11 protein-coding genes are annotated in these 12,503 nt (G+C 60.3%); 2 read left to right on the forward strand and 9 right to left on the reverse strand.

The annotated features are described in order from the left end of the window. Positions 1-54: 54 nt before the first annotated feature. From LPU83_RS58355 to LPU83_RS58370, 4 genes are all read right to left on the reverse strand, one after another. Positions 55-1,083 carry an iron ABC transporter substrate-binding protein gene (locus LPU83_RS58355; protein ID WP_024315368.1) on the reverse strand — a complete coding sequence of 343 codons (1,029 nt, stop codon included), beginning with the start codon at positions 1,081-1,083 and terminating at the stop codon, positions 55-57. Positions 1,084-1,225: 142 nt separating this feature from the next. After that, a complete protein-coding gene (locus LPU83_RS58360) occupies positions 1,226-2,215 on the reverse strand; it encodes an Ldh family oxidoreductase (RefSeq protein ID WP_024315369.1) in 990 nt (329 codons plus the stop codon). Between the two features lie 74 nt (positions 2,216-2,289). Then, positions 2,290-3,828 (reverse strand): L-piperidine-6-carboxylate dehydrogenase, encoded by a 1,539-nt coding sequence (gene amaB / locus LPU83_RS58365; RefSeq protein WP_024315370.1) that lies wholly within the window; start codon positions 3,826-3,828, stop codon positions 2,290-2,292. Positions 3,829-3,847: 19 nt separating this feature from the next. Then, a complete protein-coding gene (locus LPU83_RS58370; protein WP_024315371.1) occupies positions 3,848-5,131 on the reverse strand; it encodes an NAD(P)/FAD-dependent oxidoreductase in 1,284 nt (427 codons plus the stop codon). Between the two features lie 219 nt (positions 5,132-5,350). Here LPU83_RS58370 and LPU83_RS58375 point away from each other — a divergent pair, with 219 nt between their 5' ends. Both LPU83_RS58375 and LPU83_RS58380 read left to right on the forward strand, forming a co-directional pair. Beyond that, positions 5,351-6,241, forward strand: coding sequence for a LysR family transcriptional regulator (locus LPU83_RS58375; RefSeq protein WP_024315372.1), 891 nt, complete (start codon positions 5,351-5,353; stop codon positions 6,239-6,241). 73 nt (positions 6,242-6,314) lie between these two features. Beyond that, positions 6,315-6,551, forward strand: coding sequence for an Lrp/AsnC ligand binding domain-containing protein (locus LPU83_RS58380; protein WP_024315373.1), 237 nt, complete (start codon positions 6,315-6,317; stop codon positions 6,549-6,551). A 58-nt stretch (positions 6,552-6,609) separates the two neighbouring features. On the opposite strand, the gene LPU83_RS58385 is transcribed toward LPU83_RS58380, so the two are convergent. From LPU83_RS58385 to LPU83_RS58405, 5 genes are read right to left on the reverse strand one after another with little or no spacing between them, the layout of a single operon-like run. Then, a complete protein-coding gene (locus LPU83_RS58385) occupies positions 6,610-9,084 on the reverse strand; it encodes a glycoside hydrolase family 2 protein (protein WP_024315374.1) in 2,475 nt (824 codons plus the stop codon). A gap of 16 nt (positions 9,085-9,100) precedes the next feature. Then, positions 9,101-10,063, reverse strand: coding sequence for a DUF1839 family protein (locus LPU83_RS58390; protein WP_029710076.1), 963 nt, complete (start codon positions 10,061-10,063; stop codon positions 9,101-9,103). Positions 10,064-10,071: 8 nt separating this feature from the next. Continuing rightward, complete coding sequence (locus LPU83_RS58395; RefSeq protein WP_024315376.1) at positions 10,072-10,980, reverse strand: amino acid--[acyl-carrier-protein] ligase; 909 nt, start codon at positions 10,978-10,980, stop codon at positions 10,072-10,074. 4 nt (positions 10,981-10,984) lie between these two features. Then, entirely contained in the window at positions 10,985-12,166 is a 1,182-nt protein-coding gene (locus LPU83_RS58400; protein ID WP_024315377.1) for an acyl-CoA dehydrogenase family protein, read from the reverse strand. Further along, positions 12,167-12,418, reverse strand: coding sequence for an acyl carrier protein (locus LPU83_RS58405; RefSeq protein ID WP_024315378.1), 252 nt, complete (start codon positions 12,416-12,418; stop codon positions 12,167-12,169). It abuts the gene before it with no gap. Positions 12,419-12,503 lie beyond the last annotated feature (85 nt).

Raw genomic sequence — 12,503 nt, forward strand, 5'->3', positions numbered from 1 at the left:
TTTTTCTTGAGCCAAAAGCAATAGTTTTGACAGTCAGGGCCTTTGACGGAAAGACTAGATGATGCCGGCGGCAGTCATCAGTTCCGTCACCTTCTTGCTGTTCAGCTTGGCTGCATCGACCTTCGGTGCGTTCAGATCAGCCAGCGGAACGAGCTTGTTATTTGAAGTGGCATCCTTACCGATGGCGTATTCGTAGGATGTACCGTTCTTGAGGACGCCCTGGCCGGGCTGGCCGGTCACGAACTTCAGGAAGGCCTGAGCCTCCTTGGCATGCTGGCTCGACTTCAGGACGCCGCCGCCGGAGATGCTGACGAATGCGCCCGGATCCTGGTTCTTGAAGTAGTGCAAGGCGACGTTCTTGCTGTTTTCGCCGGTCTTCGCCTGATCGCCGAACCAGTAGTAGTGATAGATCACCGCGCCTTCAACTTCACCGGCATTCACCGCCTTCATGGCGACGCTGTTGCCCTTGCATGGCGTGGAGTTTTCCTTGAGTGCCTTAAGCCAAGCCGCCGTTGCTTCCTCGCCCTTGAGTTCGAGCAGAGCGCTGACGATCGCCTGGAAGTCAGCGCCGGCCGGCGAAGCGCCCCAACGACCCTTCCAGGCCGGATCCGCGAGGTCGAGCAGCGACTTCGGCAACTTGTCTTCGGTCAGCTTCGTCTTGTCGTATGCAAAAACGGTGGAGCGAGCGGCGATGCCGGTCCACATGCCATCAGACGGACGATATTGCTCGGGAACCTGGTCCAGGGTCTCCTTGTCAACGGGCGCGAAGAGGCCAGCGGAATCGACCAGCGTCATGGCCGGAGAGTTCTCGGTCAGGAAAACGTCAGCCGGCGATGCATCGCCTTCCTGAACGATCTGGTTGGCGAGCTGCATGTCGCTGCCCTGGCGCATCGTTACCTTGATGCCGGTTGCCTTGGTGAATGCGTCGATCCACTCGCGCCCGAGGCTCTCATGCTGAGCGTTGTAAACGACGATACCTTCGGATTCCTGTGCCATAGCGCCACCGGCGACCAGCGAAGCCGCGGCAAAGACCGAGGCAGCGAGCGCTACAGCACCGGAAGCGCGATTAAAGGAAATTTTCATGAAGCCCTCCATGGTGTTTCACCCGAGATCCCCGAGGTGATGAGAGCCCGTATATTTTTGTTGATTTGGAATTTCAAGTTTTGGAGATGGTTCAGGGATCACGAATACTTGAAATCTTTCATCAACTTTAGAATCGTTCTAGCTAGAGCGAATGGATGGTGGCAATAACTTCACCCTCGACCTCGATGCCGCTTTCCAGCGCCTGTCTACGAGCCGTTTGGCCGCGGCGCCCCGGGAGCCGAACGCCGGGGTCAGATGAGATCTCGCCCACCAGCATGGCCAATCGCTCAGCAACACCACTTCCACCGCTGGCCGCCGGGTTGATAACGATCAGCATCTGTCCAAGACCGGGCGCCGAACCTTTGTCATCGAACAGCGACGAGGACTCGAAGGAGAAGTTGGCCCCGGTCAACCCACCGGCGAGGATTTCGACCATCATCGCCAACGCCGCACCTTTGGCCTCTCCAGATGGGGCCATCGTCCCCTCGAGCGCGGCAATAGCGTCCGTCGTCGGCTGACCGTTCCGGTCAAAAGCCCAATCCGCGGGGATATCGACGCCTTTCTGGCGCGCGGCCATCACCTTGCCGCGGGCGACCCGAGAGAGTGCAAGGTCGATGACGAGAGGGTCGGTCTCCGGGATCGGCGCGGCAAACGCGATGGGGTTCGTTCCAAACACGGGCTTGCGCCCGCCCCAGGCTGCCATGGAGGCTGTGGCATTGGCGACCATCAGAGCGACAAGCCCCATTTCCGCAAACCGCTCAACGGTCAAGGCAAGGACGCCGGCGTGGTGCGAACGGCGAACTGCCGCCAAGGCAATGCCCTGCTCCCGGGCAATCTCGGGAAGAACCGAGGCGGCGAGATCGAACGCAGGGTAGGCATAGCCATAACAGGCATCGATCCGCACGACCGCGGGAAACAGACGTTCGAGCTGCGGCTTGGCAAATCCATCGACCTTGCCCGCCTTCGCCTGCTTTGCGTAAGCCTCGACACGGCGCAGGCCATGGCCTCCCTGTCCGGCAGCTTCGGCGGCAACAAGCGCCCGGGCGACCGAGCGCGCATTTGCCTCGTCCACGCGATTGCGCGTCAGGGCATCGATAACCAGCGTTTCGGCCGCAGCCAAAGTCAAATGCATGAGGAACCCGCACAGAAGAAAAAGGGCAGATGACGTGTTATGTCATCGCCCTTGCAGCTGCAATGGAGCAGCAATCATTCAACGTCGAACTTCACGCCCTGTGCGAGCGGCAGTGTCTTGCCGTAATTGACCGTGTTCGTCGCCCTGCGCATGTAGGCTTTCCAGGCATCCGAGCCGGATTCGCGGCCACCGCCAGTTTCCTTCTCGCCACCGAACGCACCACCGATTTCGGCTCCGGACGGACCGAGGTTGATATTGGCAATTCCGCAATCCGAACCGCGAGCCGAAACGAAGGTCTCGGCTTCGCGCATGTCATTCGTGAAGATCGAAGAGGAAAGACCCTGCGGCACCGCGTTGTGCAGTTCCAATACCTGATCGAAGTCTGTGTACTTCATCACGTAGAGGATCGGCGCAAACGTCTCATGCTCGACCGGGCCAGTCTGGGAAGGCATTTCGACGAGAGCCGGACGGACATAGAAAGCGTCCTCCGCACCGTTTTCGACGCGCTCGCCACCGGCAACTTTGCCGCCGGCCGCCCTCGCCTGCTCCAAAGCGGACTGCATGTTGCTGAAGGCCTGCTTGTCGATCAGCGGCCCGACCAGCGTCCCGGCTTCCAGAGGATTGCCGATTGACACGGAGCTATAGGCCTTCCGAAGGCGCGGAACGAGTTGGTCATAGACGCTCTCGTGAACGAACAGACGGCGCAGCGTCGTGCAGCGCTGGCCGGCCGTACCCATGGCGGAGAAGGCAACACCGCGCAGCGTCAGATCAAGATCGGCCGTTGGGCAGATGATCGCGGCATTGTTGCCGCCGAGTTCGAGGATGGCGCGGGCGAAACGCTGCGACAGGCGAGGACCGACAACGCGACCCATGGCCGTCGAGCCGGTCGCGGAGACGAGCGGCACCTTGGGATGGTCGACGAGGACTTCGCCGACATCGCGGCCACCGATGAGCAACGTCGACAGGTTGGCAGGCGCGGCCCCGCCTTCGGCAACGAACCGCTTCACTGCCTTTTCAAATAGCACCTGAACGGCAAGGGCCGTCAACGGCGTCTTTTCCGACGGCTTCCAGACCGTCGAGTTGCCGCAGACAAGCGCCAGGGCGGCATTCCAGGACCAGACGGCAACAGGGAAATTGAAAGCCGAGATGATGCCGACGACGCCGAGCGGATGCCAGCTCTCCATCATGCGGTGCTCGGAGCGTTCCGTTGCAATCGTCAGACCGTAGAGCTGGCGTGACAAGCCGACCGCAAAGTCGCAGATGTCGATCATTTCCTGGACTTCGCCGAGCCCCTCGGAGGTGATCTTGCCAACCTCGATCGAGACAAGTCGACCGAGAGCGGTTTTTGCAGCACGGAGCTCTTCGCCAAGCAGGCGCACGAGTTCACCGCGCTTCGGAGCCGGAACGGCCCGCCATTCAAGGAATGCCTTGTGGGCGGCCTCGATGGCGGCCTTTGCCTCGGAGCCCGAATGCTCCTTCAGCGCACCGATCTCCTTGCCGGTGACCGGAGAGCTGACACGAAGCGTGCCGCCGGTATAGCGGTCGGCACCGACACCCAATTCAGCGAGCAGTTCTTTCGTCCTGGTGGCGAGATCAAGTGCAGAAACGGTCATTGGTTCAACCTCGGTGTTTTCAAAAACGGGCGTCGGCGAAGTGGGCGACTTGGGCGCCGGCTTCGTACCACACTTCCTTCACTGCACGGAAGCTCGGCTCGGACGGGGCGGTAAGCGGCAATGGCAGGTCCGCTTCCGTCGTCTGCCCCAGGATGAGCCGGGCAAGCGTACGGCCGAAGACCGTACCGGGCGCGATACCGCGACCGTTATAGCCAGAGAAACCGACAACATTGGGCGCGAACCTGTGGAACCGGGGCAACGCATTGTCGGTCATCCCGATCTTGCCATACCACTCACATTCGAACTCGACATCGCCAAGCTGCGGAAACAGCTTCTTCAGCGACCGTTTGGCCCAGGCCGTGTGGATCCCAAGCCCTGTATTGCGCAGAGCACCGACACTGCCGAAAACCAAGCGTCCGGCGTGGTCCATACGGTAGGACGACAGGATTTCCTTCGTATCCCAAACGCCCTCGCGCCCCGCGAGAATAGAACCGCGCAGATTGTCGCTGAGCGGCCTGGTCGCAAGATTGAAATAGGGCAGGTGCACTTGTTCGTTGCGCACCTCCTCCCAGGGACCGGTGCTATATGCGTCAGTCGCCACGATGATCCAGTCGGCCGTCACCTCACCCTTTGCAGTCTTTACGGTCCAGCGATTGCCGTTTCGCTCGGTCTCGATGACGGGGCTCGATGTGTGGATACAAACGCCGGCCCTGACCGCTGCATGGGCCAGACCGCGGGCGTAGGCGAGCGGCTGCAGCGTACCGGCGCGCATGTCGAGCAATGATCCCGTATAGGCATTGCTGCCGACACGCTTGGCTGTCCCGGCGGCGTCCAGCAGCGTCACTGGCGCTCCGAGCGCTGCCCACTGCCGCGCGCGGTTTTCGATCTCCTTCAAGCCACTCGCACCGACGGCAACGTGAAGCGTGCCGTTTCGTTCGAGCTCGCAGGCGATGCCGTGCTTGGCGATCAATTCCATCACCAGCCTCGGCGCATTACCCAACAGGTCGAGCAAACGTTCGCCGTAAACCGGCCCGAGAACACCCGGAAGGTCGTCAGGCATGACCCACATGCCGGCGTTGATGAGGCCAACGTTGCGGCCCGCGCCGCCAAAGCCGATTTCCTTGGCTTCCAGCAACACGACCTTCGAGCCCGCTTCGGCCAGATGCAGACTTGAGGAAAGGCCAGTATAACCTCCGCCCACGACGACGACATCAGCGCTCACTGCCCCCGCGAGCGAAGATGTCACGGGCGGCTGAGGAGCGGTCTTTTCCCAAAGGCCGTGGGAACGGGGATCGTTCAGCATCGATCAAAATCCATCCATTAAACTGGCGGCATTCTAGCGCCGCGCGATTGCTTGTAAAACCGCTGATCAGGCTGCCGATCGCAGCCCGGGATCGCGAGTCCAGCAGATCGATCGCATTTCCAGTTCATTCCGATTCTGTCGGATGAATTACTTTACAAAGCCGGATAAGCCGTAAATATCGACATTTGGGAAATAGCTTATTCTGAAATGGAATGATGGATGCTGCCATCACGACGCTTTCTTCCGTCGACGTCCTTGCTTGTTGCCTTCGAGTCCGTTTCCCGGACCGGCAGCGTGACAGCCGCCGCGCGCGAACTCGACCTCACACAGAGCGCCGTCAGCCGCCAGATCAAGGCGCTGGAAGAGCAACTCGGCGTCGAACTGTTCGTGCGCGAGCGCCAGACCGTGCGGTTGACGCTCGCCGGCGACGGCTATGCGCGCGAGATACGCGAGGCGCTGCGGCGCATTTCGAGCGCATCGCTCAACCTTCGCGCCAACCCGCACGGCGGTACGCTCAACCTGGCCATTCTCCCGACATTCGGGACACGATGGCTGGCACCCCGGCTCGGAGGCTTCCTCGCAGCCAATCCGGGGGTGACGATCAATCTCGTCACCCGACTGTCGCCCTTTGACTTCCGGCTCGATTCCATTGACGCGGCCATTCACTTCGGCCACCCGCATTGGCCTGGCGCGGAGCTGACATTTTTGATGTCGGAGAAGACCGTACCGGCCTGCAGCCCCGGGTTCCGCGGCCGGCACGCGATCACCACGGCGCAAGATTTGCTCGACGTTTCACTGCTGCATCTGACGACGCGGCCGGATGCCTGGGAGCGCTGGTTCGCCGGAAATGGCGTGAATTTTCAGACCGTGCACGGCATGCTCTTCGACCAGTTCGCGACCGCCGCCCAAGCGGCGATGGCAGGTCTCGGCGTTGCGCTGCTGCCGACCTTTCTCATCCACGACGAGCTGAAGCGCGGCGACCTGATTGCAGCCGTCGATTGCGAAATGGAAAGCAGCGAGCGCTACTATCTTGCCTATCCGACAGAACGGGCCGACTACGCGCCTTTGGAAGCATTTCGCCGCTGGATCGTTCGAGAAGCCGCCATCTAACGGAACAGCTTGCGCCGACATGGCGCTTTCGATCATTATGCGCCGACCCAGAAATATGATGCAGGAAACTCCCATGAAGCCCATTTTCGTTCAGCTCCAGTGCGCACCCGGCAAGACCTACGAGGTCGCCGATGCCATTTACCAAACAGAGCGCGCTTCCGAGCTCTACTCGACGAGCGGCGACTATGATCTCCTGCTCAAGGTCTATGTCGAAGAGGGGCAGGACATCGGCAAGTTCATCAACGACAACATCGCCAACATCCCCGGTATCGTGCGTTCGCTGACGACGCTGACCTTCAAGGCTTTCTGAGCCGCTTTCAAGCGCCCGCCGATCCGGCTTACCAAATGGACAAGTTGCAGGCAGAGCCTCAAAATGAAAGCGCTCGTGAGCCGCCGAGGCTTGTTATCTCACCGCAAGGCGCGTCTCCATCGGCCGATCTCGACAGCGGAAGCAACCGGACGCGTTTGGCGGTGCCGGGCGCAAGATGAAACCAATCGTCATCTGGTCGATAGCCATCGACATTGACGTGGACGGACTGAGCGAACCTGTCGGCTGAGATATCGAGTCCCCACGCATCGTCCTGTCGCGTCACCGACACCTGGATTTCAGCGTCGTGAAAGGCCTTGGAGCGCCCCAACGGAAAATGGAAGGCGTCGGCGACCACAGGACCACCGTTTGGCAGACGCAGGCGAGCGACGGTGACGTCGTGAGAAGGCGGACCGAAGCGGAACGCGTAGGTTGTGTCAAAGAATGCGCCAAAGAGATCGGTGGCGGCAAAGGCCTCGCGGCTTCTCGGCGCCAAAGTCAGAATGCGGCCGCCACTAACGACGTGCTGCTTGCCATGCCGCAGGCAAACGAGCTCGAGATCAAGCTGGAGAGCGTGTTCGGTCTCATTGAGCACGTGAATGTCGAGGCCATTCGTACCCTCGTCGGTCACAACCACCTGCACCGGTCGGAAAGCGCGGCGCAAGGCATACCAGACTGGCTTTGGTTCTCCGGTCGAATCGATCACACCCCAACCGGCACCGGGCATCAGATCCTGCAGGGTCCAGACCAGTGCACCGTTGCATGTCGACCCGTTGCGGCGCCATTCGGCGAAGCTCGCTTCCGCAACTTCGCCGGTGACGACGCGGGAAAGATCCAGGTACCGCTCGCGATCTTCGCGACGAAGCCGTGCCGGATCCTCGCGATAGAGTTCTGCCAGATAGAAATCCCTGACGTCTTCGAAATCCCATGACGCGCCGCGATCGCGGGGAACCCGCGATTTCCATAGCGGACTGTGGACTGGCGGTGCATCGAGGTGGCGCTGCAGCGTTCGCTGTTGCGGCACATTGGCGAAAGCCAAGCTCTCGGCTGCGAACCGCACGTTCGCGCGTCGCGCGTCGTCGAGCGGTCGCATATAGGCGCCCACCCCGTAATAGTGGGTAACACCTGCGTTCGGAGAGAATGGCATCGCGCCGCCTGAGGGCGAGTTCGCCACATACGGGACGTCAGGCCTCATACGGCCGGCAATCGCTGGAATGATCTCCTCCGTAATGGGGCCGGCCCAATACTCACGCGGCAATCCGAGCATGGCCGCCTGCTGGTAGATCTCGCTGCCGCCGCAGAGCACCGCCAGCGACGGGCATCCCTGGACGGCGTGCAGGAATTCCTCGACCTCCGCGTGGACATGGGCAGTAAGAGCCTTGTCGTTCTTCGGATAATCGAAATTGGCAAACATGAAGTCCTGCCAGACGAGCAGACCGAGTTCGTCGCAGAGCTGAAAGAAGTCCGGCGTCTCGTAGACCATCGTCGCGCCAATGCGGATCATGTTCATGCCCGCCTGGGCCGCAAGGCGGAGGAACGGCTCGTAGTCTGCCTTCCCACCTGGCAACCGAACGATGTCCGCCGTCGTCCAGACGGCGCCACGGCAAAAGACGCGCTCGCCGTTGATCAGCAGCGCAAAATCATCGCCGTGCGCTCCGCGGTCGACGTCGATGCGCCGAAAGCCGGTTCGGCCTGCGTGATGCTCAACACCGTCAACGACGATCGAGAAGTCATAAAGGTGAGGCGCGCCATGCGTATGCGGCCACCAGAGATCGACGTCCTTCAGCCTGAGGATTGCCGAGTAGTGGTTCTCTCCGACCTTTTCGAAAGCCTGCCGAATATCTCCGCAGCCAAGCACAAGGTCCGGATTGTCGACATTCGTATGAAGCGAAACGCTCAGCCGCCCGGTGCCGTCCGACTCAAGCACGGCACGCACCGAGACGTTGTCGATCGAAACGACATCGCGGCGGACGAGCGTGATGGGTCGCCACGGACCGACGGCATGAATTTCCGGACACCAGCCAGGCATGCGCCCAAGAAGCGATGTGCGGACGTTCTTCAAGCCCTGCGGCGTGATCATCTGCGGTCGCCAGCGAGCGCGTGGGCCGGGTTCGGCCAGGCGCGGAGCAAGCGCTCTGAAGCAAAGCGCGAGCTCGTCTCCGCCAGACAGCGTCACCGGTATCTCGTACATGGTGAACATGCTTTCCGACGACAGGATCTCCTGGCCGTTGAGAAAGACATGACACAGCGTCGCCAGCCCCTCGAAGCGAAGGATCGCATCACCGGGCTGCGCGTCAAAAAGCCGGCAAAGATACCACGCATCGCGGGTATCGAGCGGCTCCGGATTTTCACGGTCGAAGTGCCCGGCCTTTTCCAAAGCACCGGCAACTGTCCCTGGCACTTCGGCGGCGATAAACTGTGCTGATAAGGGGATGTCATGTGGGGTTGCACAAGCGCCCGGTTCCGTCAGAACCAGATTCCACCCTTCGGCGAGCAGCGTTTCCTCTGCACCGACACTCGCCAACCGTCCCCGCATACTCAGACTCCCGGCTTCACAAGCGCTCCTTGAGCGAAGCCATCATGGAATCCCATGCATCGGCTGCCGGATCAAGCGCCGTGCGCAGCGGATCGTATTTCTTGCGGGTCACGGCCCGGGCGAGCTGGAACTGCACCGACTTTGCGACTTCGGAAATTCGGCGCGCATCGTCGATGGCGGACGAGAATTCACTGGCGGATAGCCAAGCCAAATGATCGCCGGCAAGCTCGAAATTGGCACCGAACTGACGCAACGTGTTGAATGCGTACTTGTGAAAGAAACCAAAAGGCCGCTCTGCCATTGCCTCCACCTGCTGCGGAAACACTTCAGCGAAGGCGCAGATCGGGTTCGAGACGGGTCTGCGGCTGAAGTGCAGTCCGAGAAGTCTGCGTGCTGTAGTGCTCATACGAGCAGCGTCAGGCATGCGAACGGGAAACTTCGCAAATTCCGTGTAGGGGAGAAACGGCGGATCTTCTGCCGTCAGATGCAGCTGGAACAGCCCGTCAAAGTCTTCCCCCTCGAGCTCGAAATAGCCGCCATTGTGGAAATATTCGACGCGCTTGCCAGCAAAGTCGAGCCTGTTGATTGCTACCGTGGTCTTGCCATGCTCGGTCCGATAGGCAGTGCCCTGCGTATCGGGCATATAGAACGAATCCATCTCGATGAGGCAAAGACGCCCGCGCGCAATCTGCACCTCGGCGTGCCATTCGACGCGGTCGAAGATGGCAAGTTCGGTGACGCGGATGTCGTAAAGTGACTCAAGATCCTCGAGTGGCACTTTGAAGAACGTGAATTGATCGCCTTCAAAGTCTTGTGTGAGCGTGAAGCCAAGCATCGCCTCCGGCGCGGCACCGACGGCGTTCAACACTTCGATCCAGAGGTCGACGTAGCAATTGGTTTCCGGCCACATGCGCTCGGTGGAATGCAGCGCATGCGGCTGATAGCCGTCCGGGCACAGCTGCGGGAAGACGGCTTTCATTGATCCGTTCAGCCCCACAGCGCTTGACGCACCTTGGAAGGCCAATGCTTGACCTCGAGCCCGTGGTGATGGAACAGGGCAAGAGCGATGCGTTCAAGCCCGAAGCCAACGCAGGCGGTATGCGCAACGCTGCCGTCTTCGAGATAAAGGTCCCATTTCGCGCCGAACGCGTCCTGATGGTAGTTGAAGCTCATGCAGGCCGTCGGCTTCGCGACCGAAGTGATCGGAATGAGCAGCTCGAACTTCAGGTTCTGATCGCGCTGATTGTTGGCGAGCATCTTGCCGGCGCGGCCGAAGAACGGATCGTTCGCGACATCGATGGTCACATCCAGGCCGACCGCCTTCATCATTTCGATGCCGCGGTCCATCCAGCTTTGACGGAAATCCGTGACGTGCTGCTCCGTACCCATGCAAATGTATTCGCGCATGCGGAAAAGTTGCTGGCGGGCTGGATCCTGCGACGGCTCATGGCGGAAGCAATAGGACTGCAGATCGAAGAGGCCGCCGCTCATCGGCAGTTTGCCGCGGCGAGCAATCGTCGGATAGAGCGGATAGCACGCGGCAGGAGTCAACACGATGTCGGTTGCCTGCTGATCCTTCGTCCAGTCATCGCCCACTTCCATGCACTGAAGGAGGTTGATGTGGTCGAGTTCACTGCCGCAGAAACTGTGAACAGTGCCGGCGAGCTGCGGGAAGCTCTTCATGTAACCGCTCTTCTCGAAGAAGGCGCGGTTCATCCCGGGCGGAAAACGCATCGCTTCAGCGCCGTCGGCGCCGCCGAACTTGTCGATCAGCCGCTCGAAGGCGGCAATGACGTCTTCGAATTGTCCGCTGCGCCCGTAAAGACCGTCAACGCCCGTATCGATCAAGAGGCCAGATTGAAAAAGCCTGTCTAGAAACGTTGTCTGCACGTCCATGTCGTCACCCCAGTAGGCTAGTGTCCTGCTTGTGGACAAGAAGCATACTCGACGTGTTGCCGAGAATGCGGTCGTTCGAGATCATGAGTTGCGCAGAATGGGCATCGCGCAGATGGCGGCCGACGCTGAATGGCGTGCCGTTCTTGTAGCCCATGATCCCGCAAATCAGCATCACATGATTGACGATTTCGAGAATCGTTTCCGATGAGGCGATCTTCACGTTGTTCATTGTGACGGCAAAGCCCATGGAGGATAGCTTGTCTGCGTCGCTCTTGGCATCCTCGTAGGCCTTCAGGCCGGCCACGACGTTCGAGCGAACCATCTGCAGCAGGTTGGACACCTCAGCCAGTCGCAGGGCTCCGGGCGGTGGCGCACCGGGCGACTTGCGTGCAGCGGCGCGCACGAATGCCTGTGCGCGGCCCACTGCGTCGACGGCGATGCCGTACCAGACACTGCTCCAGAGGAGATGCGACGATGCCAGCATCGATTGAGCTGCGATCTCTGCAAAGGGCTTCGGCAGGATCTGTTCGGCTGGCGCCTCGCCTTTGAACAGGAAGCCGTCCGAACACGTACCGCGCATGCCGAGCGTGTTCCACGCATGCGTTTTTTCCAACGCGTACTGCTCCTTGACGAAAACGGTCAGAACCTGATCCGAAGAGGCCGCATTTGCGTGGGCGCGCGACGTAATCATGATCGCATCGGCGTAGGAGCCGTACGATATGACCGTCGCGTCTTTCTCCAGACGGCAAATGTCACCGTCCACCTCGACGGCGCAGATGCTATTCCTGAGATTGCCGCCGATGCCGCCTTCCGTCGTCGCCGACGCGATCAGCAATTGCTCGACAGCCACGCGTTGCATGAAAGCCCGATGCCATTCACTCTCGGCGCCGTGCTCGACAAGGCTGCAGAGCTTGATGTGATGCATGGCGAAAACCATGGCAGCCGCGGAACACGCCTGCCCGAGCATCGAGCATAGCTCGGCGATCTGCGCAATCGTTGCGCCTTCACCGCCGAACTGGCGCGGGATCTGAATTCCGAGCAGCCGCCCAGCCTTCATTGCATCCACGGCTTCGTGCGGGAACCTCCCATCAAAATCGACGGAATCCGCATGCTTTGCCGCGATCGCGGACACGCGGGCGACCCTGGCGGCAAGATCCTCTTGCGCGATTTTGACCGGAAAGTTCATTTAGGCGACCTTCCGGCTATCTTTGATCTGGTCGACAGTCTTCGCGATCGCCGCGATGCTGGCGAAAGACCTGCGATTCAAGAGATTGTCGGGAAACTCGATGTCAAAAGCCTCTTCGATGCCAAGCATAAGCTGCACGGAAGCAAACGAAGTTAGGCCGACCGCATAGAGGTCGGCATCATCGGCGACTTGATCGACAGAGACTGGAAGCTTTCCGAATTTGGCCAGGAGCTCACGGATCGTAGTATTCATTATGACTTCTCCAAGATGATCATATCTCGAGTGGCGAAACTGACTTGTTCTCGGAATAGGCGTAGTCTGGAAAAGACAAAATTCT

The sequence above is a fragment of the Rhizobium favelukesii genome (genome assembly GCF_000577275.2).
Taxonomy (GTDB): Bacteria; Pseudomonadota; Alphaproteobacteria; order Rhizobiales; family Rhizobiaceae; genus Rhizobium; species Rhizobium favelukesii.